Origin of the sequence: Bradyrhizobium sp. 604_D8_N2_3, assembly GCF_051810765.1 — a bacterium.
In the GTDB taxonomy this organism is placed as follows: Bacteria; Pseudomonadota; Alphaproteobacteria; order Rhizobiales; family Xanthobacteraceae; genus Bradyrhizobium; species Bradyrhizobium barranii.
In genome coordinates this window covers 8,343,056-8,368,121 of sequence record NZ_JBPWPM010000001.1, presented here as the reverse complement: position 1 = coordinate 8,368,121, position 25,066 = coordinate 8,343,056, and the positions used below count along the sequence as shown (strand labels likewise).

The following is a 25,066-nucleotide window of genomic DNA, read 5'->3' as shown; positions in this document are numbered from 1 at the left end:
TCTCGAACACTGCTTTGCCGGGCAGCCCGTTAGGAACAGAACCCATGCCAGATAGTGCCCCGCAACAATTGCTGCATCTCGTCATCGGCGGCGAATTGCTCGATCTCGAGCACAACACCTTCAAGAACCTCGACGACGTCGAGATCGTCGGCCTCTATCCGAACTACGCGTCCGCTCACGTCGCCTGGCGCGCCAAGGCGCAGAGCACGGTCGACAACGCGCAGATGCGCTACTTCATCGTCCATCTCCATCGGCTGCTCGACCCGAATCAAGAACCGGCACGTTGAAAAAACTGCTTCGCAATACGCTGCGAAGCAGCTGGCTTCAGCGTGCCGTCGGGGTTCTGGCGGCCGAATATCTGCGTCTGGTCTGGCGGACCAACAAATTCACGTTCGATCCGCCTGACGTCTATGACATCGTCGAGCCGCAGATCCCCGCGATCTTCGCCTTCTGGCACGGCCAGCATTTCCTCACGCCCTTCATCAGGAATAAGGACTCCTACCGGGCCAAGGTCCTGATCTCGCGGCATCGCGACGGCGAGTTCAACGCGATCGCCGTCGAGCGGCTCGGCATCGGCCTCATCCGTGGTTCCGGTGACCACGGCGGCGCCTTCCACCGCAAGGGCGGGGTGGGCGCGTTCAGGGAAATGGTGCACACGCTCCAGGACGGTTGTAATGTCGCGCTGACCGCCGATGTCCCCAAACGCTCGCGCGTGGCCGGGCTCGGCATCATCATGCTGGCACGGGAATCGGGGCGGCCGATCATGCCTTTCGCGATGGCGACCAGCCGCTTCATCCGGCTCAAGAACTGGGACCGCACCACCATCAACCTGCCGTTCGGGCGGGGCGCATTGGTCGGGATCAAGGAAATCCACGTGCCGCCGGATGCCGACGCCGCCACCATGGAAGCGCTGCGGCTGGAGCTGGAAGAGACCTTGAACGAGGCGACCCGCCGCGCCTATGCGCAACTCGGCCGTCCGGGGCCCCAAGATGGCTAATTCGCTGCCGATAACGCTGCGGATGTACCGGCGCCTGGCCTCGGGCCTGGTGCCGCTTGCGCCGGCGCTGATCAAGCGGCGGCTGAAGCAGGGCAAGGAGGATCCCGCGCGCGTCGGCGAGCGGCGGGGCCTGTCCCGGGACGTGCGTCCGCACGGCCCCCTGGTCTGGATTCACGGCGCCAGCGTCGGCGAGGTGCTCGCCGCAGCCGCGCTGATCGAGCGCCTGCGCGACCTCAATCTTCGCATCCTGCTCACCTCGGGCACCGTCACCTCCGCCGCCGTCGTCGCAAAGCGGTTTCCGCCCGACGTCATCCATCAATACGTGCCGTATGATTCCCCGCGCTATGTCGCGCGCTTCCTCGATCACTGGAAGCCCTCGCTGGCGCTGTTCATCGAATCCGATTTGTGGCCGAACCTGATCCTGGCGGGCGCCGCACGCCGCCTGCCGATGGTGCTGATCAACGGGCGGATGTCGCCGCGCTCCTTCCCGCGCTGGCGGCGGATGTACGGCACCATCTCGGCGCTGCTGTCGCGGTTCGACATTTGCCTGGCGCAATCGAAGACCGATGCGGAGCGCTTCTCCGCGCTCGGCGGCCGCGACGTGGTCACCACGGGCAATCTCAAGCTCGACGTGGCCGCGCCGCCGGCCGATCCCGCCAAGCTCGAGCGGCTGATGGCGATGACGCGCGGCCGCCCGATCATCGTCGCGGCCTCGACCCATCCGGGCGAGGACGAGATGCTGGTCGCGGCGCATCGCAGCCTCGTCGGTTTCTTCCCGCAGCTTCTGACCGTGATCGTGCCACGGCATCCGGATCGCGGCACCTCGATTGCCGGCTTGATCACGGCGTCGGGCCTGAAGCCGGCGTTGCGCTCGCGCGAGGAATTGCCGACGGCCGCGACCGACGTCTATGTCGCCGACACCATGGGCGAGCTCGGCCTGTTCTACCGCCTCTCGCCGGTCGTGTTCATGGGCGGATCGCTGATCCGCCATGGCGGCCAGAATCCGATCGAGGCGATCAAGCTCGGCGCTGCGATCGTCCATGGTCCGCACGTCTTCAACTTCGCCGATGTCTACGAGGCGCTTGATAGCAGCGGCGGCGCGCGCCAGGCCGACACGCAGGAGACGCTGGTCAAGCAGCTCGGCCAGCTGCTGGCCGATCCCACGGTGCGCGACGGGATGCAGCGCGCAGGCTCAGGCGTGGTCGAGGATCTCGGCGGCGCGCTCAATCGCACGATGACGGCGCTCGAGCCTTATCTCCTGCAGCTCACCATCGAGATGGGGGCCGCCAATGCGTGAGCCGGCCTTCTGGTACCGGCCGCGTTCCTTCAAGTCTCATGCGTTACGGCCGTTGGGCTTGCTCTATGGCGCGATCACCGAACGGCGCATGCTGCGCCAGGGCTTTGACGCCGGCATCCCCGTGATCTGCGTCGGCAACTACCATGTCGGCGGCGCCGGCAAGACGCCGACCGTGCTCGCATTGACGAAGCTGTTGCGCGAGCTCGGCGAGACGCCGGTGGTGCTCAGCCGCGGTTATGGCGGGCGCCTCAAGGGTCCGGTCATGGTCGACCGCGAGCGCCACACCGCTTCCGACATCGGCGACGAGCCGTTGATGATGGTGCGCGACGTTCCTGTCGTGGTCGCGCACGACCGTCTCGAAGGCGTTGCGCTCGCGAAGTCGCGGGGCGCGACCGTGATCCTGATGGACGACGGTTTCCAGAACCCGCGCCTGCTGAAGGACGCCTCCCTGATCGTGATCGACAGCGAGCGCGGCCTCGGCAACGGCAAGGTGTTTCCGGCCGGTCCCTTGCGCGCGCCGCTGAAGGCGCAGCTCGCGCGCACCGATGCGCTGGTGCTGATCGGCAATGGCCATGCCGCCAACGATGTCGCGGCGGAGCTTGCGAAGCGCAACAAGCCGGAGCTGCGCGCGCGCCTGAAGCCGGATGCGGCCTCGGTCGCGCAACTCCTCGGCAAACGAGTCTTTGCGTTCGCCGGCATCGGCGATCCCGCGCGTTTCTTCCGCAGCTTGCGCGCCTGCGGCATCGAGGTCGCGCGCACGCGCCCCTTCGCCGATCACCACATGTTTTCGCAGAACGAGATCGCGGCGCTCGCAGCGGAGGCGCAGCGCGAGCAACTCACGCTGGTGACGACGGAAAAGGATCTTGCGCGCCTCCGCGGCCGCGAAGGCGTCCCCGACGGCATCGTGCCGTTCGCGGTGCAGCTCGAATTCGATGATCCGGCAGCGCTCCGGCAATTGATCAGCGATCATCTCTACAAGGCGCGCGAGCGGCGGTTCGGCAGGCGATGATTTCTTGATGATTTCTTGATGATTTCTTGGCGTGGGCAAAGCGCTCCGCCGTAGCCCAACACCGCGCGCCTTGCGATATGCGACATGTCGCGGCGGATGAATTGTCTTCCGCACGTTCGGGAGTTGATGTAGCCTCGCATGAGAGCCGTCACCGGGACGTGCCGAACTCCCGGCAATCATCGGCGGCGTTTATGCCCACGGCGGGCAACGTACCATCATCATTTCAGATGCGAGACCGTTACGATCAGTTCGGAACGGCCGGAGAGTTATTGCCAAAAGCTCAGAGGAGAACATGCCATGCATTTTTGCCTCACTGGACAATATACACCACGCGCTCTCAACGCCATTTTGGAAAACCCCACGATCAATCGCCAGGAGGCGGCGACAAAACTCATTGAAGCGGCCGGCGGCAAGCTGATTTCGATGTACAGCGTTGCTGCCGACGGTCCGGGCGTTTTGGTGATTTTCGATGTGCCTGATCCGAGCACGGCTCCGGCCATCTCCGGTCTGACCGTCACGGTGGGCACCCTGCAGAACGTGAAACTGACCCGGCTGTTCACGCAGGACGAGATCAAGCAGGTCCGCCAGAACGCGGCGAAGCTGCGCTCTTCGTATAGTCCGCCCGGAGGCTGACATCCGGATCTCAAGCGATGCCGCCGCAATCGTATCAGGCGGCGGCAACGCTTACCTCACAGCAAAAAGCAGGTCTGCGCGCTGAGGCGAGGCGAAGGCCTTCCGGCGTCCATCGACGGACGATGCGGGAGGGCGCGTGCTGTGTCCGGCGCCACAGGTCCGACTGAACGTGCTTGCCAGCGGACCCGTTCAGGGCGTGCAATCCCGGCTCAGCCCTCAGTCCCCTCACCAGGCTCCAACAGCCATCATTCCGATGATGGTCAGGCACGAGACGCAGGCCACCATGACAGTATAGCATTCGGGTGTATTCATCGCTTGCTCCCAAACTGCCGCCAATTGCTTGGTCACTGCTACGCGGGAGAGTTCGCCGGTCTCGGGCCGCTTCAATGCGGCACGCCGCGACCGGTCTTGCGTTGTGCGTCCGTCCTCTCATCGTCACCCTGATCCGCAAGATGATGATGCGCTTCGGAAGCTTCAGAGCGTTGAGCTATGATCAGAAGCTGTTTCCGCATTTCAGCGAGGCGGGCGCGGCAATATTCACGATAGAGCATGTCTAGTATGGTGGGCATGATCACCCCCATCGTTGACTTTCGATTTACAAAGTATCCACCGCGAATTTTCGAGGTGATCGTAGCCCGTCAGATGGCTCTTCCGATGTGAGCCCGTTCACAGACTGCGCCAATTCCAAAGCTCAATGGTCGTTTGGTTGACTTGATGGTCTGTGCGACAAAGCAGCAGGGCTAATTACCTAACGCGCACTCTAGCAGCGCTCTGTTTCACCAGAACTTCGTCAAACAACTTAAGGGCGCCGAACCGCAGCGAAAAATCCAACCACAGCGCGAAGTGACTTACCACGGAGTGCAAGCGCAATTCGTTGCAACGCGGATCGGCGCGACGGAGATCATTTCGGCGGCGAGGCGCGCAGTTCAGGTGCGCGCGAACATCGTCTCCATCCTCCTGCTGCGCGATAAGCTGTGCCGCTCATGCGGCGCCGGCAGGACAGCTACCCTTTGCTCACCCTGTAGCGGCCCGCCATTCAGGCGACATTCTTCGCCAGACGCCTATCGGTTCCAGACGATCAGGAGAATCCGATGAAACTGCCATCTGCAGCCGTCGCTGCCAGTCTTCTGTGTCTGATCATGGCGCCCGTGTTTGCGCAGACGCCGCCGACGACGGCTCCCGCTGCTCCAACCAGCACGGTGCCAGTCCCCGCGACCAAGCGCGTCACGTGCCTTGCGACGACGCAAAGCCTGAAGGGCCAGGACAAGCGCGATCAGATGCAGCTCTGCATGGCGCAGGCACGGGTCGATTGTCTGAAGCAGGCGATCGATCAGAAAGTGGTCGGTGAGACCAGGAAGACTTTCATCAAGACCTGTGTGGGCGCGGATGGTCCCGAGCCGCAATAGCCGCGCGATGCCACGAACTCGGTATCGTTGGGTGGGCAAGGCGAATTGTCCGCCGAAGCTGAGCGAGCGAAGGCGGAAGCGTGCCTACATTGTTCGTTGCGGTCGTGAAGAGATGGCGGGCACGGCGCGAGGCGCCTTTGCCCACCCTACGGCTGCGGCTTCAGCGCGCCGGGGAAATGCCGCTGCAGCACGGCGGCGGGCGTGGCGTAGGCCTCTTGCAGATCCACGCTCCAGTACTTCAATTCGTCGAGCGGAATCCGCGTGTCGGTGATCGCGCAACGGACGAAGGTCCCCGGCGAGATCACGCGGAAATCGCCGTCGAGATATTGCACCTGCGCTTCGCCATGGCCCGAGGGGCCGAACTTGTTCAGCACGGTCGAAAGTCTCCGTGGAAGGCCTCTCCGTGGAAAACCCTGGAGGGCACGATGTGTTGCACCGAATTTAGCATAGATAGGGTGGCTTGTCCGCCCGGTAAACCCACCGGTTTGTGATGTTTTGCCGCCGTTTCCGCATGATAGTGCTTCGCGCGAGGGATGGCCGGTTCCGGCATCTTCCACGGCAGAATCCGATGCGCCTTCGACTGACCGCCCTGTTCATGATGCTGCTGATGTCGGCCGCGCACGCCGCGCCGGCGCCGCAGCAGGTCGACATTCCGCTGTCGTCCGGAATCCTGCATGGGCAGCTCTACAAGCCCGATGGCGAGGGGCCGTTTCCGACCGTGATCGCGCTGCATGGCTGCGGCGGCCTCGGCAATCATTCAGAATCGGTGCTGCCGCGCTATCGCGACTGGGCGCTGCAACTGCTGAAGGCCGGCAACGCCGTTCTGCTGCCCGACAGCTACGGCTCGCGCGAGCTCGGGCCGCAATGCCGCGTCAAGGAGATGCACGTCAAGGCGCGGCGCGAGCGCGTCGCCGACATCGCGGCCTCGCGCGCCTGGCTGGTGAAGCAGAGTTGGGTCGCGCGCGACCGCGTCAGCCTGATCGGCTGGGCCAATGGTGCCAGCGCGCTGCTCTGGGCCGTGCGTCCGCAGAGCGCCGCGCGCGAAGCCGGGCCGGATTTTCGCGCGGCGATCGCGTTCTATCCGGATTGCCGGATCTCCGCCGGCCTCGGCTGGAGCGCGCGGGTGCCGACCCTGGTGCTGATCGGCGCCAATGACGACGTCTCGTCGCCGCCGGCCTGCCGCCAGATGGTCGACGGCGCGCGCGGCCGCAGCGCGCTCACGCGCATCGTGGTCTATCCCGGCGCCTATCACGATTTCGACCGCGCCAATACGCCGCTGCACGCAGCTGCCGGCACCACCGACGCCGCCGCGCCCGAGCACGGCCATCTCGGCACGGACGCAGAGGCGCGCGCGGAGTCGCAGAAGGAAGTCGCGGAGTGGCTGGCGCGGTGAGGGCGGTCCTGTAGCCCGGATGGAGCGGGCTTGTCCCGCCGTAGCTCGATAGAGCGAAGGCGGAAGCGGGGCCGCCCGAGGAACAACGTTAGGCGGACAGCCCCGCATCGACCACCGCCCTGCACGGAGTATGGCCGACCGTGAATCTACGTATCGCGTGTCGCGGCGGTTTCAGCAGGTGACGGCGCCTTAGTTCGACCACGATGTCGATTAAACGCAGTCCTCATGCGCAACCGCTTCGTCCTGTTCTCATCCGCACTGATCGTCTTCACCGTCGCGATCTTCCTATTCGAAGCCCACGCCGGCGCGCCGATGATCGCGCCGGAACATTGCGGCTTCTGGACCACGATCGACGCGGGATTGTCCTGCCGGTAGGCGGGCTGCGCTCGCAATGACGAGGTTGTGGCGACACGCGTCCCACACTGGCTGTCATCGCCCGGCTTGATGTTTAGCCCGGACAGATCACTGACGGGTGTTCGGAGACATAGCTGACACATCAACATTGGCTGGATTGGTCCGATTCGGGAGGCCGTCCATGCCTTGGAGCGAGGTGTCAGTGATGGATCAGCGCCACGAGTTTGTGCGGCTGGCTTTGCAGGAGGGCGCCAACCGGCGCGAACTGTGCCGTCGGTTCAACATCAGTCCTGACGTCGGCTACAAGTGGCTGGCGCGCTGGCAGGCCGGCGATCGGGAGCTGGCCGACTGTTCCCGGCGCCCGCATGCGATGCCCAAGCGGAGTGAGGCTGCGGTCGAGGCAGAAGTCCTGGCTGTACGCGACAAGCATCCGGCTTGGGGAGCACGGAAGATTGCCCATTGCCTGAAGCGGGGCGGGCAGACGGTGCCTGTGCCATCAACGGTGCACCAGATCCTGTGTCGGAACGACCGGATCAAACCGAGTGAGAATGCGCCGCCCAATCCGGGCCACCGGTTCGAGAAGGAAGCTCCCAACCTGCTGTGGCAGATGGACTTCAAGGGTCACCTGCCGCTCGCCAATGGGACGCGGTGCCATCCGCTAACGATCGTCGACGATCACTCGCGCTACGTGCTGTGCCTGAAGGCATGTGCCGACGAGCAGCGCCTCACCGTGCAGAATCACCTGTCGACGACGTTCCGCTGCTATGGCCTGCCGGAGGCCTTCTACACCGACAATGGCTCACCCTGGGGCGATACGTCCGGCATTCGTTGGACCGGACTGAAGGTGTGGCTGCTCAAGCTTGGCGTCAGGGTGGTGCACGCAAGGCCATGCCACCCACAGGCCCGCGGCAAGAACGAACGCTTCCATCGCACCCTGAAGGCCGAGGTGTTTGCAATGCGCCGCTTCCGAACTCTCCCGGAAGTCCAGCGCGCCTTCGACGCCTGGCGGCCGGTCTACAATCTGGAGCGGCCTCACCAAGGCCTCGATATGCAGGTCCCTGCCGATCGCTTCCGGCCAAGTGCTCGCCCCATGCCGGCCCGCGTTCCGAACGTCGAATACGACAGCGGCGAGATCGTGCGCAGGGTCTCATCGACAAGACCCTACATCTCCTTCAAGGGACACTTCTGGAAAGTTCCCCAGGCCTTCGCCCGCGAACGCCTTGCCATCCGGCCGCTGGATCGTGACGGCCACTACGGAATCTTCTTCGCCAGCTGGCAGGTCGCATCGATCGACTTGACCAATGGCCAACCTGTCAGTGATGTGTCCGAACAGGTGTCAGCCATGTCTCCGGGCTAAACACTTGACCGGGCGATCCAGTACTCCGAGACGTTAGTGATTGAGCCGAGAAGCCGCGGCGTACTGGATTCCCCGCATTCGCGGGGAATGACACTGAGGGCGGAACGCCGCCGTAGCGCTCAGAACAACGTGCCCTGATCCACCGGCTTGCCCGCGCGCTTCGGCGCAGGTTTTGCGTCTTGCGCGGCCGGCTTTGCTTGCGCCGGCGCACGCTTTGCCGTCGGCGCCGGGCGATCCGCATCCGCCGTCGCGCCGACACGGCCGTCCGCAAACTCGATCTCGAGGCGTGCGCCGGGACCAATCGCGTCGGCCGAATGCAAGGGATGGCCGGCCTCGTCCCGTACCAGAGCAAAGCCGCGCGCGAGCACGCCGCGATACGACAAGGCCGAGAGCAGCTTGCCGCTGTTCTCGATGCGGGCATCCAGCCGCTGTAACAGCGTGACAAGCGCGCGGTTGGCGCGCTCGGCCAGACGATGCGTGCGCTCGCGCTGGCGGGCAATTGCGTTGCGCTGCGCCTGCGCATTCGAAAGTTTCGAGGCGCGCAAGCGCACCTCCAGCCCGGCAAAACGGTCGCGCCGTTGCCGCAGCAGCGAGCGCGCGGACAGGCCGAGCCGCTCGCCGCACACGGTGAGGCGGTGATCGGCCTGCGAAATCTGCCCGTGCAGCACCCGCAGCGTCAGCTTTGCGCTCGCCGCGGTAAACCGGCGGAAATGCGCGTGCGTGTTGGCCTTGAGGCCGCGGGGTAGCGACGCGCCCGCTGAATCCAGCCGTTGCCGCGGGATCGCGAGCAGATCGCCCGCCGCGGGCAGGGCGCGCGCGGCGGCGCGCAGCTCGCTGCGGCGGCTCTCATGGGCACGCTGCCAATAGGCGCGGGTGCGCCGCGCGAGATCGGCGACCTCGACGAACAGATCGCTGCGCACCGGCACCGCCATCTCGGCCGCTGCCGTCGGCGTCGGCGCGCGCTTGTCGGCGACGAAGTCGATCAGCGTGATGTCGGTCTCGTGCCCGACCGCCGAGATCAGCGGGATCATGCTCTCGGCTGCCGCCCGCACCACGATCTCCTCGTTGAACGACCAGAGGTCCTCCAGCGAGCCGCCGCCGCGTGCCACGATCAGCACATCGGGCCGCGGAATCTTGCCGCCCTCGGGCAGCGCGTTGAAGCCGCGGATCGCGGCTGCGACCTGCTCGGCCGAGCCTTCACCCTGCACCTTGACCGGCCACACCAGTACGTGGCGGGGAAAGCGGTCCTCGAGCCGATGCAGGATGTCACGGATGACGGCGCCGGTCGGCGAGGTCACCACGCCGATCACCTCCGGCAGCCAGGGCAGCAACTGCTTGCGCGCCTCGTCGAACAGGCCCTCGGCGGCGAGCTTCTTCTTGCGCTCCTCCATCAGCGCCATCAGCGCGCCGATGCCGGCCGGCTCCAGCGCCTCGATCACGATCTGGTACTTCGAGGAGCCCGGATAAGTGGTGAGCTTGCCGGTGGCGATGACCTCGAGCCCTTCCTGGGGCTTGAAGCGCATCCGGCCGTGCACGCCCTTCCAGATCACCGCCTCGATCTTGGCGCTCTCGTCCTTGAGCGCGAAATAGCAGTGGCCGGAGGAGTGGGCGCCGCGGAAGCCGGAGATCTCGCCACGGACCCGGACATGGCCAAAGGCGTCCTCGACCGTCCGCTTCAGGGACTGCGAGAGCTCGGAGACGGTGAATTCGGGGGCGTTGAGCAGTGGTTCCGCAGGCGGCATCGGCAAACGATTCGGCATTTTGGGGTCAGACCCGACGTTAAGGATTTTCGCCGCGCGGCGCCAATCCTGGGATTGATATGGAGAGTACTCTGTAATATAGAGTTCTCTATAAATGATCAGTTCGAGGGAGTTTGCGATGGCGATGCGGCTGCTGCGGGGTTCTCTAAGCCTGTTGAAATGGGGCCTGTGCGCGGTTGGCGCAGTCGCGCTGCTGCTCACCGCCCTGATCGCGACGCCGCTGGAGCGGCCTGCGGAGATGCGCTCGGTCTCGGACTCCGCCAAGGGGATCGACTGGTCTACGCTGCCACCGCTCGAGCGCTTTCAGGCCCGCGATGGCACCTGGCTTGGCTTCCGGCACTACGCGCCGAAGGGGACGGCCACCGACCGCGGCGCCATCTTCATCCATGGATCGTCCGGTTCCTCCGGCACCGTGAACCATGCCCTGACGGCAGCATTCGCCGCGCACGGCGTCGAGACCTGGGCACTCGATACGCGCGGCCACGGCGCCTCCGGCACGCGCGGTGATATCGGCTATGTCGGCCAGCTCGAGGACGATCTGGTCGACTTCGTCGCCCATGTCCGCAAGAGCGCGCCCGATTTGCCACTGACCTTGATCGGTCATTCCGCCGGCGCCGGCTTCTCGTTGCGTGTTGCCGCGACGCCGATCATGCAGGACCTGTTCGTCCGCACTGTCCTGATCGCGCCCTATCTCGGCTACGACGCGCCGACCAACAAACCGCACGCCGGCGGTTGGGCCAATGCTGACCTTCCGCGCTACTTCGGGCTGGCGGCGCTGCGCAAGCTCGGCATCGACTGTTGTTCGCAGCTTCCAGTGCTGGCCTTCGCCGTGCCGGCGAATTCGGCCAAGTACCTCACCTCTACCTATTCCGACCGCCTGATGCGCAACTTTGCGACACGCGGTTATCGCCTCGATCTGCCCGGGGTGACACACCCGATGACGATTTTCGGCGGCGCCGACGATGAGATGATGATCTCGGACAAATATGCCGAGACCGTGCGGGCGGTGAAGCCGTCGATCGACGTCAAGATGATCGACGGCGTCAATCACATGGGCATGGTCACCAACCCGAAGGCGGTCAATGCAATCGCCGAGGACGTGGCAACGCGCGGAGCAGGCCAGTCATGATCGACAGCAAGGAGGCGTCTGCAGCGCTGGCCGACATCGACGACATCGTCCAGCGCGTGAAGCAATCGCAGCTCTACGAGCTCGCAAGCCTCGCCGCAGTCTGGTGGGGAGTCCTGGTATTCGCAGGCAATCTCGTGACCTGGCTCTGGCCGGTCTACGCGGTCCACGCCTGGGTTGCCGTGGACGTTCTGGGCGTCGGTGGTCTGGTCGGAATCCGGTTGCTCAATCCATCGCCCCGTCCGCATGGTGCCGCCTTCGATGTCAGGCTCGTTCTGGTCTTCGTGCTGTTCTTCGCCTTCGGCTATCTCTGCACCAACGTCGTCGGCCATTTCGGCCCACGCCAGCTCGGCGCGTTCTGGCCGCTCTACTTCATGCTGTTCTATACGCTGGCGGGTCTCTGGTTCGGCTACGCCTTCGTCGCGATCGGTCTTGGCATCGCTGCACTGACGTTGTTCGGCTTCTTCTACATCGGCGAGGCGTTCCCGCTCTGGATGGCCTTTGTCAACGGTGGCGGACTGATCCTCGGCGGCCTCTGGATGCGGCGGATCTAGCCAATGGCCGAGCTCGACGACATCATCCATCAGCCGTTGCGCCTCAAGATCATGGCGGCGCTGAACGCGCTGCCGGTCTCCGCTGGCCTGGAGTTCTCGCGATTGAAAAAGCTCACCGGCGCCACCGACGGCAATCTCGGCGCACATATCGAGACGCTGGCGAAGGCGGGCTACGTCTCGGTAGACAAGGCCTTCGTCGGCAAGAAGCCGCAGACCACAGTAACCGCCACCGCCGTCGGCCGCGGCGCCTTCGCGCGGCATGTGGCGACGTTGCAGGAGATCATTGCGGGGAGGCAGGTTTAGCGGCGATTGTCGTCCTCGGGCGTTCCCCTCTCTCCGCCGTCATTCCGGGGCGCGCCCCCTCGGGCGCGAGCCCGGAATCCATACTCACGATGGTGGTTATGGATTCCGGGCTCGCGGCTTCGCCACGCCCCCGGAATGACGGGGAGTGTGGGCGTTTCCCCTTGAGACCCGCCGCGATTCGTGCGACCTCCGCCCCAGCAAAACCCCTCATTTCGAGCCTTCGATGCACATTCTCCTGCTCGGTTCCGGCGGCCGCGAACATGCCCTGGCGTGGAAAATCGCAGCCTCCCCCCTGGTGACCAAATTCTGGTGCGCGCCCGGCAATGCCGGCATCGCGCGGGAGGCGGAATGCGTGGCGCTCGATGTCGCCGACCATGCCGCGGTGATCGATTTCTGCAAGACGAATGCGGTCGAGCTCGTGGTGGTCGGCCCGGAGACGCCGCTGGCCGCCGGCATCGTCGACGACCTCACCGCCGCCGGCATCAAGGCGTTCGGGCCGAGCGGGGTGGCGGCGCAGCTCGAGAGCTCCAAGGGCTTCACCAAGGCGCTGTGCACCGAATTCGGCATTCCGACCGGCGCCTACAAGCGCTTCACCAACGCCAATGATGCGCGTGCTTACGTCCAGAGCCAGGGTGCGCCGATCGTGGTCAAGGCCGACGGCCTTGCCGCCGGCAAGGGCGTCGTGGTCGCCAAGACCGTGCGCGAGGCCGAGGACGCCATCGCCATGATGTTCGAGGGCGCCTTTGGCGATGCCGGCGCCGAGGTCGTGATCGAGGAATTTCTGCCGGGCCGCGAGATCAGCTTCTTCGCGCTGTGCGACGGCGAGACCGCCATCCCTCTCGCTTCCGCGCAGGACCACAAGCGGGTGTTCGACCACGATCTCGGCCCGAACACCGGCGGCATGGGCGCCTATTCGCCGATGCCTTTGGTCACGCCCGCGATCCACGACGCGATCATGGCCAAGATCATCCTGCCGACGGTTGCCGGCATGAAGCAGCGCGGCACGCCGTTCCGCGGCATCCTCTATGCCGGGATCATGCTGACGACGCAGGGCCCAAAGCTGTTCGAGTTCAACGTCCGCTTCGGCGATCCCGAGTGCCAGGTGCTGATGCTGCGCATGATGTCCGACATCGTGCCGGCGTTCATCGCCGCCTGCGACGGGGAGCTTAAGCACTTCGATCTGCGCTGGTATCCGGAATCCGCGCTCACGGTGGTGATGGCGGCCAAGGGCTATCCCGGCGACTACCAGAAGGGCACGCGCATCGAGGGGCTCGATGACGCAGCCAAGGTCGACACCGCCGAGATCTTCCATGCGGGCACGGTCGAGAAGGACGGCGCGATCCTCGCCAATGGCGGCCGCGTGCTCAATGTCTGCGCGCTCGGCAAGACCGTGACGGAAGCGCAGGCGCGTGCCTATCAGGCCGTCGACCGCATCAACTGGCCGGAAGGCTTCTGCCGCCGCGACATCGGCTGGCAGGCGGTGGAAGCCGAGAAGGCCCGGGGCTGACAGGCTTTTTTCCGGACTGCGCGCACGCCGGCATCAAGATTGCCGCGTGCCACCGCTCCGCCACATCGACATTCCAAAATTGCGCAATCGCCTGTTGGGGTTAGCAACCCTCACAGGTGACCATCGTGCTACTGTGCATGGGGTTGTTTTCGACATTTTTGTTCGAGGCGGCCCGGGACTGACCAGACAGGACTGACCCGATAAGGATGCCGAAGATGTCCGATCTCGCCGACCTCTACCCCGGCTTCGCCTCCGAATGGATCAACACCTCCTTGGGCCGCATCTTCGCCCGCGTCGGCGGCAAGGGGCCGCCGCTGCTGTTGCTGCACGGCTTCTCCGAGACCAACGTGATGTGGCACCGCGTGGCGCCGCAGCTCGCCGACAAGTTCACGCTGATCATCGCCGATCTGCCGGGCTATGGCTGGTCCGACATGCCCGAGAGCGATGCACAGCACATCCCCTACAGCAAGCGCGCGATGGCCAAGGCGATGGTGGAAGCGATGGAGCAGCTCGGCCACGTCCACTTCGCGCTCGCCGGCCACGACCGCGGCGGCCGGGTGTCGTATCGGCTTGCGCTCGACCATCCCGGCCGGCTGTCGAAGCTCGCCGTGCTCGATATCCTGCCGACCTATAATTACTGGGAGCGGATGAACCGCGCCTACGCGCTGAAGATCTATCACTGGACCTTCCTCGCCCAGCCGGCGCCGCTGCCGGAGACGCTGATCTCGGGCAATGGCGAGTTCTTCCTGCGCTTCAAGATGGCGAGCCAGACCAAGTCGAAGACGCTGGACGCCATCGACGAGCGTGCACTCGAACATTACATCGCCCCGTTCCGCGATCCCGCCCGCGTGCATGCGATGTGCGAGGACTACCGCGCCGGCGCCTATTTCGATTACGACCTCGACAAGGCCGATTTCGAAGCCGGCAAGAAGATCACGATTCCCATGCTGGCCTTGTGGGGTGGCGCAGGCATCGCCCAGGCCGCCGCCACGCCGCTCGATACGTGGAAGCAATGGGCGACCAACGTCGACGGCATGCCGGTGGACTCCGGCCATTTCCTCACCGAGGAGAACCCGGACGTCACCGCAAAGGCGCTGCGCGAGTTCTTCGCAGGCTGAACTAAGCTGTCGCGACACACACAACTGTCATCGCCCGGCTTGACCGGGCGATCCAGTACTCCGAGACGGTGGTGGTTGATCGATAGGCCGCGGCGTACTGGATGCCCCGCCTTCGCGGGGCATGACGGCGGAATATGTGAATCTACCGCCGCTCGCGAAAAAAGTCCTTGAGCAGCCGCGCCGCCTCGCTCTCGCCGACCCCGGAATAGACATCCGGCGCATGATGGCAGGTTGGGGATGCAAAGAACCGCACGCCTGATTCCACCGCGCCGCCCTTGGGATCGGCGGCGCCGTAATAGAGCCGCCTGACCCTTGCAAAGGAGATCGCGCCCGCACACATGGTGCAGGGCTCCAGCGTCACGTAGAGGTCGCAGTCGACCAGGCGCTCGCTGCCGATCTTTTTGGCGGCCTCGCGCAGCGCAATGATCTCGGCATGGGCGGTCGGGTCGTAATCAGTCAGCGTCCGGTTCGCCGCGGTCGCGATGACCTCGTAATTGCGGACCACGACGCATCCGATCGGAACTTCGCCCGCCTTTCCGGCATTTTCGGCCGTTTTGAGCGCCAAATCCATGAAAGAGGGGGCTTTCAAGCCTCGTATCATCGCCAGAAACCTGCTAGTAGCTCCGCCTTCAGCAAGAGTGAATACCGGATTTGCCTGAGCATGCGGCTCGAAACGAGCGCGCACAATGCTTTCTGGCCACCCCCTAAGTGAGTTTATTCATGCCTCGCGACAGCGACAAAGACAACGATTCCCGCGGCCGGCGTGATCGAGGCCCGGGCAGGGGTGGCCCGCCCAAGGGCCGGTCCGGCAAGCCGCGTGGCCCTGAGAAGAAATTCGCCAAGCGCGGCCCTGAGGGCAGGAGCGACGCCCGCCCGCCCCGTGGCGACCGCGACAGCCGTCCGCCTCGCGCCGACCGCGGGGATCGTCCGTTCCGCAGCCGCGAGGAGGGCGATGCCCCGCGCCGCGATTTCAGCGACCGTCCGAAGTTCAAGCGCGACGACCGTGGTGGTGAGGAGCGCGGCGAGCGCAGCTTCAAGCCGCGTGGCGACCGCCCGTTCTCGGATCGCGGCGCGCGCGATGGCGAGAAGCGGCCGTTCAAACCGCGCGGTGATCGCCCGTCCTATGGCCGTGACGACCGTCCGCCGCGCAGCCGGGATCGCGACGATTCCCGTCCCGCCGGCCGGTTCGGCGACAAGAAGTTCGGCGACAAGCGGCCCTACGCGCCGCGTGGCGACCGCCCGGAACGCAAGTTCGACGGCGAGCGGAAGTTTTCGCGTGGTGCGCCGGATCGCGAGCGCGACCGTGGGGATCGCAGCGATCGCCCGCGTGACTTCGGTGACCGCCCGCGCGATCGTGGCGAGCGCAGCGATTCAAAGCCGTGGCAGAAGCGCGACGCGGGTCCGCGTGGCGATCGTCCGCCGCGTAAGGACTTCAGCAAGGGTCCGCGCAAGGATTTCGGCGGCCGTGACCGCAGCGAAGACAAGCCCTGGCAGAAGCGCGACGATCGGCAGGGTGGCGGCGATGACCGTCCGCGTTTCTCGCGCTCGCGCGACGATCGCGCGTCCGGCGATCGTCCGTTCCGCGAGCGGCCCAAGTTCGATCGGCCCAAGTTCGATCGTCCGCGCGACGACCGTCCGAAATTCGATCGGCCTCGTCGTGACAGCGATGGCGAACGCGGCGGTGACCGTCCCAAATTCAATCGTCCGCGCGAGCGCTCCGAGGGCCGCTCCGACTGGCACGAGCATCCGCGCAGCGAAGGCCGCTCCGGCGACCGTCCGCGCCGTGAAAACGAGGATGAGAGCAGGATCTTCGAGAAGCGCCCCGCCTTCGGTGGCCGCGGCGCCTATCGTGACCGTGATCGGGATTTCGAGGGCCGTCCGCGCCGTGACGAAGCACCGAAGCCGAAAAAGGCCGGCGAGCGTATCGCAAAAGTGCTGTCGCGTGCGGGCCTCGCCTCGCGCCGCGACGCCGAGGAGATGGTCACGCAGGGGCGCGTCGCCGTCAACGGTCGCGTCATCAATTCGCCGGCGCTCGACATCACCTCGAACGATGTCGTCACTGTCGACGGCAAGCCGTTGCCGGAGCGTGAGCGTACGCGGCTGTTCCTCTACCACAAGCCGCGCGGGCTGATGACGACGCATGACGACCCCGAGGGCCGTCCGACCGTGTTTGACAATCTGCCCGAAGGCCTGCCGCGGCTGATCTCGATCGGCCGGCTCGACTTCAACACCGAAGGCCTGCTGCTGCTCACCAACGACGGCGGGCTCGCGCGTACGCTCGAGTTGCCGGACACCGGCTGGCTGCGCCGCTACCGCGTCCGCGCCCATGGCGACGTCACCCAGGCGCAGCTCGACGAATTGAAGAACGGCATCGAGGTCGAGGGCGTCAAATACGGTCCGATCGAGGCGACGCTGGAGCGCGACCAGGGCGCCAATGTCTGGCTGGTGTTCGCGATCCGCGAAGGCAAGAACCGCGAGGTGCGCAACGTCTGCGCCCATCTCGGGCTCGAGGTGAACCGGCTGATCCGCGTGTCCTATGGACCGTTCCAGCTCGGCGAGGTCCCCGAAGGCCAGGTCGAGGAGATCAAGTCACGCGTGCTGCGCGATCAGCTCGGCGACAAGGTCATCGAGAAGTCGGGCGCGCAGTTCGACGTGCCGAAGAAATCTTCTTCACCCGACGGCGAAGCGCCACGCGAGAAGAAGCCTGCCAGCAAGCGTGACGTGATCAACGATCGCAAGGGCCGCCGCGTGCTGGTACAGCGCACCGGCAGCGAGGAGGCGCGCGAGCGCAACGAGGCCGAGGCCAACGGCTACGGCCCGCCGCGCCGGCCCAAGCGCGGCTATCACGGCAAGCGCGATCTGACGCCGCGGGAGGACTGATTGCGCGTCGTCGGCGGTCGTTTGAAGGGGCGCAATCTCGCCTCACCGTCCTCGCGCGACATCCGCCCCACGGCGGACCGGCTGCGCGAGTCCGTGTTCAACATCCTCGTGCACGCCTATGACGATCCGATCGAGGATGCGCGCGTGCTCGATCTCTTCGCCGGCACCGGTGCGCTCGGCATCGAGGCGTCCTCGCGCGGCGCGAAGTTCACGCTGTTCGTCGACAACGGCGCCGAGGCCCGCGCGCTGCTGCGCAACAATGTCGAGACGCTCGGCCTTGGCGGCGTGACCAAGGTCTATCGCCGCGATGCGACGGATCTTGGCCCTGCGCATCCCGTCGAGCCGTTCTCGCTGGTGTTCCTCGATCCGCCCTATGGCCAAGGATTTGCGGAGAAGGCGCTCGCGAGCTTGCGCGACGGCGGCTGGCTCATGCCGGGCGCGCTGCTCGTGGTGGAAGAGGCGAAGGCTGCGCAGTTCGTGACGCCTGAGGGCTTCGAGGAATTGGAGCGGCGGGCTTATGACGACACGGAGTTCGTGTTTTTGAAGAGGCCGTAGTCTCGCTGCCGTAGGGTGGGCAAAGGCGCAACGCGCCGTGCCCACCAACTTTCTGCGATCGCGGTAGGTGGTGGGCACGCTTCGCTTTGCCCACCCTACGAAGATCATCTCCGCCCGAACAGCTTCTCCACATCGCTCAGCTTCAGCTCGACATAGGTCGGGCGGCCGTGATTGCACTGGCCGGAGTTCGGGGTGTCCTCCATCTCGCGGAGCAGGGCGTTCATCTCCTCCGGCCGCAGCCGGCGGCCGGCGCGCACCGAGCCGTGGCAGGCCATGGTCGCGGCGACGTGCATCAGGCGGCGCTCCAGCGGCAGCGCCTCGTCCCATTCGGCCATGTGCTCGGAGAGATCGCGCAGCAGCCCGCCTGCATTGGTCTTGCCGAGCAGCGACGGCGTCTCGCGCACCGCGACCGCGCCGGGGCCGAAGGACTCGATGGCGAGGCCAAACGATGCGAGCTCTTCGCTGCGCTCCAGCAGGCGCTCCACCGTGGCCTCGTCCATCTCGACGATCTCGGGGATCAGGAGGATCTGCCGTTGCACGCCGTTGGCGGCGAGCGAGGCCTTCAGCCGCTCGTAGACGATGCGCTCATGCGCGGCATGCTGGTCGACGATGATAAGGCCGTCGCGAGTCTGCGAGACGATGTAGGTCTCGTGGATCTGGGTGCGCGCCGCGCCGAGCGGGCGGTCGACGAGGTCGCTGACGGGTTGGGTCTCGATCCGCACGTCCGCACTGGGCGCGCCGACATCGAATGCCGCCTGTGCGCGCTCGGCGAAGACGGGCGCAGCCGATCCGTCGAACGACGGCATCGGTGCGACCGGGGCGGATGGCGAGGCGCGCCAGTCCCAGCTCGCAGGCCGCGGCGTGAAGGCCGGCCGGAACGAGGACAACGCGCTCTCGCCACTGTTGGCGGCCGTGCGCCGGCCCTCGCGCGCGAGCGCGTCCTTCAATCCGTGCACGATCAGCGCGCGCACGAGGCCGGCATTGCGGAAGCGCACCTCGGTCTTGGCCGGATGCACGTTGGCATCGACCTCGCGCGGATCGAGCGTGACGAACAACGCCAGCACCGGATGGCGGTCGCGCGGCAGATAGTCGGCGTAGGCCCCGCGCACGGCGCCGAGGATCAGCTTGTCGCGCACGGGACGGCCGTTGACGAAGAGATATTGCCCGAGCGCGTTCGCCTTGGTCAGCGCCGGCGCCGCGGCATAGCCGGCGACCACGACGCCCTCGCGCTCGGCATGGACCTCGATGGCGTGGCTGCGGAATTCTGCGCCGAGGATATCGCCGAGCCGCGTCAGCCGTCCGGCGGCGCCAGGCAGCGCCGCGGTCCAGGTCACCGGCGCGCGCTCCTCGCCGGCCAGCGTGAAGGCGACGTCGGGCCGCGCCATGGCAAGGCGCCTGACCACCTCACGGATCGCCTCCGCCTCGGTGCGATCGGTCTTTAGGAATTTCAGCCGCGCGGGCGTTGCATAGAAGAGGTCGTTGACCTCGACGCGCGTGCCGTGGGCCAGCGCCGCCGGCATGATCTCGGACTTGTCGCCGCCCTCGACTGACAGCGCCCAGGCATGTGGTTCGCTCGCGTGCCGCGTCGTGATGGAGAGACGCGCGACGGAGCCGATCGAGGGCAGCGCCTCGCCGCGGAACCCGAGCGTGCGGATCTGGAGCAAATCCTCGTCGTCGAGCTTGGAGGTGGCATGGCGTTCGACCGCGAGCGCCAGGTCCTTCGCGGTCATGCCGCCACCGTCATCGGTGATGCCGATCCGCCGCCGCCCGCCGCCATCGGTGAAGACGTCGATCCGGCTGGCGCCGGCATCGATGGCGTTCTCGACCAGTTCCTTGACCACGCTTGCCGGACGTTCGACCACCTCGCCGGCGGCGATGCGGTTGACGATTTGCTCTGGCAGTTGGCGGACGGGCATGGGGCTTTCGATCTGGATTCGCTGACGGCGCTATTCTAGGCCGTGTTGCGTCAAAAGCATGTGTTGGGCAACAGCCGTGTGGCGGCCTGGGGAAGAGGGATGCCTATCACATTGAAGGGATTGGACGTTCGAGAAAATTGCGCAACCGGGACGGAGCGATCGTCCTGCTGCCGTCCTGATTGTGGGGGGCCGGGCAGCGGTGTAGCATCGTGAAAAAATGGCAACAGGACGGGAGGACGCCATGTGCAATTTCTTCGCGCACCAGCCCCAACGCAACTACGAATCCCAGACCCGCTCGTTGCGGATCGGCGGGCACTGCACCTCGATCCGGCTGGAAATGGCGTTCTGGGACACGCTGGAGGAGATCGCGGCCAAGGAGAGCATGAGCGTCGGCAAGTTCCTGACCACGCTCTACAACGAGGTGCTCGACCATCACGGCGAGGTCAATAATTTCGCCTCGCTGCTACGCTGCTCCTGCCTGATCTACCGCTCCCGGAGCGTGACGCAGGTGCAGGATTTCAAGGCAACCGTCGCGCCGATCCTTGATGCGGCCGAGTAGCTTTCCCGACAAAAGTGCGTAGCCCGGATGAAGCGAAGCGCAATCCGGGATTCAGCTCACCCGCGAGCACCCCGGATTATGCTTCGCTCCGTCCGGGCTACGATATTCTCTCCGCCGTCATTGCGAGGAGCCCGCGACAAAATTGCGTAGCAATTTTGCGCTAGTGCGACGAAGCAATCCAGACCGTCACCGCGGCGGGATTCTGGATTGCTTCGCTTCGCTCGCAATGACGGGAGCAGGAAACGGTTTCCTTTGAACCTTCAAATCTCCTTTTTCTGCATCGCCCCCGCAATGTAATCCGCCTGCCGGATCGCGAGTGCGACGATGGTCAGCGTTGGATTGCAGGCCGCCCCGCTGGTGAACTGACTGCCATCCGAGACGAACAGATTCTTGACGTCGTGGCTCTGCCCGAACTTGTTGACCACGCCATCCCGCGGCTTCTCGCTCATCCTGTTGGTGCCGAGATTGTGCGTGCTCGGATAGGGCGGCGTCGGATAGGTCACGGTGGCGCCGACGGCGTCATAGACCGCAGCACCCTGCTTGTAGGCATGTGCGCGCATCGCGAGATCGTTGGGATGGTCGTCGAAATGCACGCTCGCGACCGCTTGCCCGAACTTGTCCTTCACGCTCGGGTCGAGCGTGATGCGGTTGGTTTCCTGCGGCATGTCCTCGCCGACCAGCCACATGCCGGCCATCCTGGGATAGCCGTCGAGCGCTGCGGTGAACGGACGGCCCCAGGCGCCGGGATTGAGGAAGGCCGCCATGAACGGCAAGCCGATCGACAGCGTCTCCATCTCGTAGCCGCCGACGAAGCCGCGCTTCGGATTGTTGGCGGATTCATCACGGATAATGCCGGCCATAGTGGTGCCGCGATACATGTGCACCGACTTCTCGAACACGGCGTAGACGCTGCCGGTCATGTGCCGCATGTAGTTGCGCCCGACCTGGCCCGATGAATTGCCGAGGCCATCGGGGAACATGGTCGAGGCACTGTTCAACAGCAACCGCGGGCTTTCAATCGAGTTGCCGGCCACCGCGACGACGCGCGCCTTCTGGCGCTGCATCGCGCCACTCTCGTCGGCATAGACAACGCCGGTCACCTTGCCGGAGGCGTCGTGCTCGATCTTGACCGCCATGCTGCTCGGCCGCACTTCGAGATTACCGGTCGCCTCGCCCTTGGGGATCTCGGTGTAGAGCGTCGACCATTTCGCGCCGGATTTGCAGCCCTGGAAGCAGAAGCCGATCTGCTGGCAGGCGCCGCGGCCGTCACGCGGCTGGCTGTTGATGGCCATATTGCCGGTATGCACGGTCTTGTAGCCGAGCTTCTTCGCACCGGCCTCCAGCACCTTGAAATTATTGTTGCCGGGAAGTCCGGGAATGCCGTTGGTGCGGGTCACGCCCATCTTGTTCTCGGCCTTGGCGTACCATGGCTCGATCTCGGCGAGCGTCACCGGCCAGTCCAGCAGGTTCGCGCCGGGCAGGCCGCCGTAGGTGCTCTTCACCTTGAACTCATGCTCGTCGAAGCGCAGCGACGCGCCGGCCCAATGCGTGGTCGAGCCGCCGACCGCCTTGACGATCCAGGCGGGAAGGCCCGAAAAATCCTTGGCGACGCGCCATGTCCCCGACGTGGTGCGGGCATCGGTCCAGGCGAGCTGGGAAAAGCTCTCCCACTCGTCGTTGACGAAATCCTGGTTCTCGATGCGTGGGCCGGCTTCAAGGATGACCACCTTGACGCCCTTCTGCGCGAGCTCGTTGCCCAGCGTGCCGCCGCCGGCACCGGAGCCGACGATCACCACAACGCTGGAGTCGTTCAGATCGAATTTTGCCATATGCGTTCTCCTGAACCGTTGGGTGAGCCTTAAGCCTTCGGCAGCCAGTCGATGTCGGCAAAGCCGCGGTTGATGTAGCCGCCGTGCTCGGCGGAGGAGCCTTCGTAGCCGAACCGCGGCCAGACCTCTTTCTGGTTGTAGAGCGACACGACGAGGTCGCCGCGCACCTTCTGGAAGAAGTCGCTCTGCTCGATCTCCGTCAGCAGCACCACGCGGTCGGCTTCCCATGGCACTTCGGCGTAAGCCACCTTGTGGCGATCCCGCGCGTTCTGATCGAGCCGCGTGATGCCGTCGCTGATCAGAGACTTGACGGCGGGGTCCTTGGCCGCCTTGCCGTCCCACGGCTTGATCGCGGTGATGTAGTAGCTGTCGCCGAGGACGTCGTGCGGATAGATGTCGCGCGCGACCTTCAGCAGCGTCTTCATCGTTGCGGGCGAGAGCGTGCTGGCATCATCCGCCCAGGCATCCTCGATGCTGACGGCGACGCTGGTCGCGACAGCGACGACCGGAACGGCGGTCGCCGCGCCCTTGAGAAAGACGCGGCGGCTGTGCTTGCTTCGACGATCGACTTCTCTCATGGCATTCCTCCGTAGATTTTGTGATTTGGATTTTTGTGATTTTGATCAGCCGAAACGACCCCCTCGCTGGATCACCTCGATCTTGTAGCCATCGGGATCGCTGACGAAGAAGAAGCGCGCCAGCGTCTTGCCGTCGTGCTTGAAGTCGCGCAGCGGTCCCGGTGCGAGCTTCTCGCGCTCGAAGCGGGCATGTTCGGTATCGAGATCGTCGACCACCACGGCAATATGTCCGTAGCCGTCGCCGAGCTGGTACGGCTCCTTGCGATCGAAATTCACCGTCAGCTCCACCTCGAAAGGTGAGGAGGGGTGACGCAGGTAGATCAGGGCAAAGTCCGAAAATTTCAGATGGTCGGCGACCTCCAAGCCGAAGGCGCGCTTGTAGAAGTCGAGCGAGCGGGCCTCGTCGAGCACGCGGATCATGGAATGAACGGGCTTTGCCATTCAGTTCAGCTCCTTCAGGTAGGTGATGATGGCGGCGCGCGTCTCCGGCTTCGCCTGCCGGTAGACCATGGTCACGCCGGGAATGACGGCTTGCGGATTGCTCAGCCAGGCGTCGAGCCTGGTCTCGTCCCAGGCGAAGTCCGCTTTCGACAGCGCCTCTGAGTACTTAAAACCTTCGGTCTTGCCGGCGGGACGGCCAACGACCTTCACCAGTGCGGGGCCTTGCCGCGCCGGTTCTGACAGGTTTGTCGTGTGGCACACCGCGCATTGCTGCTTGAACAGCGTCGCGCCATCCGGCGGCTTGCCGGCCGGCAAGGGCATTTGCGCATCGGCAACCCGCGTCACCAGCACCATCGCGGTGCACAATCCAAGCACGACTGCGCGCATCGCCAAGAATCCGCCCATCCACATCAACGTGCGCAAACTCTAGGCGGCGTCAAAGATGCGGTGGTAGTAGCGGGCTGTTTCGATGCCGCGGAGACACTGGTGACCGCGTGTGTTCCGCAATGCCTTATATGCGGAGCACAATTCCGCGAAACTGCCGTCAAATCCCTAAACGATCACCACACCATGCGCATTGCATGACGATTGCGCCGCTTAAACTCCCTACGCGATGCGATGACCCGCTGCAGGTGAGCGGCGCAGGATGCAGCCGAGCCATTCGTCGCGGAAGAATCCAGGAGAAATGGATGAAGTTGGTGAAGACCTCGATGATCGCATGCGCTCTGTCGGCTCTCATTGCGACGCCGGTTCTCGCGCAAGGCGCGCCACCCGCCAAGACGGGCGGCACCGTGCAAAGCAAACCGATGCAAGGCAGCACAATGGGCAGCGGGGATGAGGAGATGAATGCTCAGCCGGGCGCTGCGGGCGAGAAGACGGGCATGAAGTCGACCAAAGGCACCAGGGGCACGGTCGGCACCACCGGTAGCGCTGCGCATAAGGGAACCGCCGACGATTCCGCGACGGGCGGTGCAGCCCCAGCCAAGCGCTACTAGTCCCGCCGGGGTGAAGCAAGCAGACTCCGGTCGCCCTGCGGCCGGAGTTTTTTTGACTGGGTCTGCTTTGTTAGTCGTCGAAGCGGCCGCCGCCGCGCCCTGCCTTGATGTCGCTGCGGCGCTTCTTGCCGTCGAGCCGGCGCTGCTTGGAGCCAAAGGTCGGCCGCGTGGCGCGGCGCGGCTTCGGCCGTATCATCGCTTCGGTCAGGATCTCGGTGAGCCGGTCGATGGCGTCCTGACGGTTGCGCTCCTGGGTGCGGAAGCGCTGGGCGTGGATCACGATCACGCCGTCCTTGGTCATGCGCTGGCCGGCGATGCGGGCGAGCCGGATCACCGCATCCTCCGGCAGGGTCAGCTTGCGCGTGTCGAAGCGCAGCTGGGCCGAGGTCGAGACCTTGTTGACGTTCTGCCCGCCCGGGCCGGAGGCGCGGACGAAGCCGATCTCGATATCGTCCTCGTCGATGACGAGATCGCGGGATATCCGCAGCATGATGGCACC

At 65.3% G+C, this 25,066-nt stretch carries 28 protein-coding genes; 18 read left to right on the top strand and 10 right to left on the bottom strand.

The features are described 5' to 3' along the window. Window positions 1-44 precede the first annotated feature (44 nt). The 5 genes from AB7245_RS40235 to AB7245_RS40215 all read left to right on the top strand — a co-directional run bounded on the left by AB7245_RS40235 (window position 45) and on the right by AB7245_RS40215 (window position 3,936). The gene (locus AB7245_RS40235; RefSeq protein ID WP_014491932.1) at window positions 45-287 is read left to right on the top strand and encodes a DUF4170 domain-containing protein; all 243 of its coding nucleotides are present in this window, start codon (window positions 45-47) and stop codon (window positions 285-287) included. Continuing rightward, entirely contained in the window at window positions 284-997 is a 714-nt protein-coding gene (locus AB7245_RS40230) for a lysophospholipid acyltransferase family protein (protein ID WP_085403367.1), read from the top strand. The genes AB7245_RS40235 and AB7245_RS40230 overlap by 4 nt, the downstream gene beginning before the upstream one ends. After that, window positions 960-2,294, top strand: coding sequence for a 3-deoxy-D-manno-octulosonic acid transferase (locus tag AB7245_RS40225; protein ID WP_085403366.1), 1,335 nt, complete (start codon window positions 960-962; stop codon window positions 2,292-2,294). The genes AB7245_RS40230 and AB7245_RS40225 overlap by 38 nt, the downstream gene beginning before the upstream one ends. Continuing rightward, the gene (gene lpxK, locus AB7245_RS40220) at window positions 2,287-3,303 is read left to right on the top strand and encodes a tetraacyldisaccharide 4'-kinase (RefSeq protein WP_071909517.1); all 1,017 of its coding nucleotides are present in this window, start codon (window positions 2,287-2,289) and stop codon (window positions 3,301-3,303) included. The genes AB7245_RS40225 and lpxK overlap by 8 nt, the downstream gene beginning before the upstream one ends. 297 nt (window positions 3,304-3,600) lie before the next feature. Continuing rightward, a complete protein-coding gene (locus AB7245_RS40215; protein WP_063985608.1) occupies window positions 3,601-3,936 on the top strand; it encodes a GYD domain-containing protein in 336 nt (111 codons plus the stop codon). A 383-nt stretch (window positions 3,937-4,319) separates the two neighbouring features. Here the strand turns inward: AB7245_RS40215 and AB7245_RS40210 are convergent, their stop codons facing one another. Then, a complete protein-coding gene (locus AB7245_RS40210; protein ID WP_223153847.1) occupies window positions 4,320-4,517 on the bottom strand; it encodes a hypothetical protein in 198 nt (65 codons plus the stop codon). 510 nt (window positions 4,518-5,027) lie between these two features. On the opposite strand from AB7245_RS40210, the gene AB7245_RS40205 reads away from it, so the two are divergent. After that, on the top strand, window positions 5,028-5,342 hold the full coding sequence (locus AB7245_RS40205; protein ID WP_085403365.1) for a hypothetical protein: 315 nt from the start codon (window positions 5,028-5,030) through the stop codon (window positions 5,340-5,342). Window positions 5,343-5,488: 146 nt separating this feature from the next. Here the strand turns inward: AB7245_RS40205 and AB7245_RS40200 are convergent, their stop codons facing one another. Further along, the gene (locus AB7245_RS40200; protein ID WP_014491939.1) at window positions 5,489-5,716 is read right to left on the bottom strand and encodes a DUF2093 domain-containing protein; all 228 of its coding nucleotides are present in this window, start codon (window positions 5,714-5,716) and stop codon (window positions 5,489-5,491) included. Window positions 5,717-5,910: 194 nt separating this feature from the next. On the opposite strand from AB7245_RS40200, the gene AB7245_RS40195 reads away from it, so the two are divergent. The 3 genes from AB7245_RS40195 to AB7245_RS40185 all read left to right on the top strand — a co-directional run bounded on the left by AB7245_RS40195 (window position 5,911) and on the right by AB7245_RS40185 (window position 8,446). Next, on the top strand, window positions 5,911-6,735 hold the full coding sequence (locus AB7245_RS40195) for a dienelactone hydrolase family protein (RefSeq protein ID WP_085403364.1): 825 nt from the start codon (window positions 5,911-5,913) through the stop codon (window positions 6,733-6,735). A gap of 225 nt (window positions 6,736-6,960) precedes the next feature. Further along, on the top strand, window positions 6,961-7,110 hold the full coding sequence (locus AB7245_RS40190; RefSeq protein ID WP_008130160.1) for a hypothetical protein: 150 nt from the start codon (window positions 6,961-6,963) through the stop codon (window positions 7,108-7,110). A 160-nt stretch (window positions 7,111-7,270) separates the two neighbouring features. Continuing rightward, the gene (locus AB7245_RS40185; RefSeq protein WP_085398134.1) at window positions 7,271-8,446 is read left to right on the top strand and encodes an IS481 family transposase; all 1,176 of its coding nucleotides are present in this window, start codon (window positions 7,271-7,273) and stop codon (window positions 8,444-8,446) included. A gap of 119 nt (window positions 8,447-8,565) precedes the next feature. On the opposite strand, the gene xseA is transcribed toward AB7245_RS40185, so the two are convergent. After that, entirely contained in the window at window positions 8,566-10,188 is a 1,623-nt protein-coding gene (gene xseA, locus AB7245_RS40180) for an exodeoxyribonuclease VII large subunit (protein WP_085403363.1), read from the bottom strand. A 136-nt stretch (window positions 10,189-10,324) separates the two neighbouring features. Between xseA and AB7245_RS40175 the strand changes: the two genes are divergently transcribed. The 5 genes from AB7245_RS40175 (at window position 10,325) to AB7245_RS40155 (ending at window position 14,814) form a co-directional block, all read left to right on the top strand. Next, window positions 10,325-11,335, top strand: coding sequence for an alpha/beta hydrolase (locus AB7245_RS40175; protein WP_085403362.1), 1,011 nt, complete (start codon window positions 10,325-10,327; stop codon window positions 11,333-11,335). Then, a complete protein-coding gene (locus AB7245_RS40170) occupies window positions 11,332-11,886 on the top strand; it encodes a hypothetical protein (RefSeq protein ID WP_135214809.1) in 555 nt (184 codons plus the stop codon). Before AB7245_RS40175 ends, AB7245_RS40170 begins: the two co-directional genes overlap by 4 nt. Before the next feature lie 3 nt (window positions 11,887-11,889). After that, window positions 11,890-12,189, top strand: a complete 300-nt coding sequence (locus AB7245_RS40165; protein WP_085403360.1) for a winged helix-turn-helix domain-containing protein — start codon at window positions 11,890-11,892, stop codon at window positions 12,187-12,189. A 223-nt stretch (window positions 12,190-12,412) separates the two neighbouring features. Next, window positions 12,413-13,696: a phosphoribosylamine--glycine ligase gene (gene purD, locus AB7245_RS40160; protein ID WP_439035587.1), complete on the top strand. Its 1,284-nt coding sequence runs from the start codon at window positions 12,413-12,415 to the stop codon at window positions 13,694-13,696. 215 nt (window positions 13,697-13,911) lie between these two features. Continuing rightward, window positions 13,912-14,814: an alpha/beta fold hydrolase gene (locus tag AB7245_RS40155; RefSeq protein ID WP_085403434.1), complete on the top strand. Its 903-nt coding sequence runs from the start codon at window positions 13,912-13,914 to the stop codon at window positions 14,812-14,814. Window positions 14,815-14,956: 142 nt separating this feature from the next. Here the strand turns inward: AB7245_RS40155 and AB7245_RS40150 are convergent, their stop codons facing one another. Next, window positions 14,957-15,415, bottom strand: a complete 459-nt coding sequence (locus AB7245_RS40150) for a nucleoside deaminase (RefSeq protein WP_071909524.1) — start codon at window positions 15,413-15,415, stop codon at window positions 14,957-14,959. Between the two features lie 119 nt (window positions 15,416-15,534). On the opposite strand from AB7245_RS40150, the gene AB7245_RS40145 reads away from it, so the two are divergent. Together AB7245_RS40145 and rsmD are read left to right on the top strand one after the other, a co-directional pair. Next, complete coding sequence (locus AB7245_RS40145; protein WP_439035586.1) at window positions 15,535-17,694, top strand: pseudouridine synthase; 2,160 nt, start codon at window positions 15,535-15,537, stop codon at window positions 17,692-17,694. Beyond that, complete coding sequence (rsmD, locus tag AB7245_RS40140; RefSeq protein WP_085403357.1) at window positions 17,695-18,249, top strand: 16S rRNA (guanine(966)-N(2))-methyltransferase RsmD; 555 nt, start codon at window positions 17,695-17,697, stop codon at window positions 18,247-18,249. A 104-nt stretch (window positions 18,250-18,353) separates the two neighbouring features. On the opposite strand, the gene mutL is transcribed toward rsmD, so the two are convergent. Beyond that, complete coding sequence (gene mutL, locus AB7245_RS40135; protein ID WP_135214811.1) at window positions 18,354-20,165, bottom strand: DNA mismatch repair endonuclease MutL; 1,812 nt, start codon at window positions 20,163-20,165, stop codon at window positions 18,354-18,356. Window positions 20,166-20,406: 241 nt separating this feature from the next. Between mutL and AB7245_RS40130 the strand changes: the two genes are divergently transcribed. After that, on the top strand, window positions 20,407-20,724 hold the full coding sequence (locus tag AB7245_RS40130; protein WP_085403355.1) for a ribbon-helix-helix domain-containing protein: 318 nt from the start codon (window positions 20,407-20,409) through the stop codon (window positions 20,722-20,724). 260 nt (window positions 20,725-20,984) lie between these two features. On the opposite strand, the gene AB7245_RS40125 is transcribed toward AB7245_RS40130, so the two are convergent. From AB7245_RS40125 to AB7245_RS40110, 4 genes are read right to left on the bottom strand one after another with little or no spacing between them, the layout of a single operon-like run. Then, the gene (locus AB7245_RS40125; RefSeq protein WP_085403354.1) at window positions 20,985-22,553 is read right to left on the bottom strand and encodes a GMC family oxidoreductase; all 1,569 of its coding nucleotides are present in this window, start codon (window positions 22,551-22,553) and stop codon (window positions 20,985-20,987) included. Between the two features lie 29 nt (window positions 22,554-22,582). Further along, on the bottom strand, window positions 22,583-23,131 hold the full coding sequence (locus tag AB7245_RS40120; protein WP_063985596.1) for a hypothetical protein: 549 nt from the start codon (window positions 23,129-23,131) through the stop codon (window positions 22,583-22,585). Window positions 23,132-23,176: 45 nt separating this feature from the next. Continuing rightward, window positions 23,177-23,572 (bottom strand): VOC family protein, encoded by a 396-nt coding sequence (locus AB7245_RS40115; RefSeq protein ID WP_085403353.1) that lies wholly within the window; start codon window positions 23,570-23,572, stop codon window positions 23,177-23,179. Further along, on the bottom strand, window positions 23,573-23,959 hold the full coding sequence (locus AB7245_RS40110) for a c-type cytochrome (protein ID WP_085403433.1): 387 nt from the start codon (window positions 23,957-23,959) through the stop codon (window positions 23,573-23,575). 302 nt (window positions 23,960-24,261) lie between these two features. Here AB7245_RS40110 and AB7245_RS40105 point away from each other — a divergent pair, with 302 nt between their 5' ends. Then, on the top strand, window positions 24,262-24,567 hold the full coding sequence (locus tag AB7245_RS40105) for a hypothetical protein (protein ID WP_085403352.1): 306 nt from the start codon (window positions 24,262-24,264) through the stop codon (window positions 24,565-24,567). 70 nt (window positions 24,568-24,637) lie between these two features. On the opposite strand, the gene arfB is transcribed toward AB7245_RS40105, so the two are convergent. After that, window positions 24,638-25,057 (bottom strand): alternative ribosome rescue aminoacyl-tRNA hydrolase ArfB, encoded by a 420-nt coding sequence (gene arfB, locus AB7245_RS40100; RefSeq protein ID WP_063985592.1) that lies wholly within the window; start codon window positions 25,055-25,057, stop codon window positions 24,638-24,640. Between the last annotated feature and the right edge of the window lie 9 nt (window positions 25,058-25,066).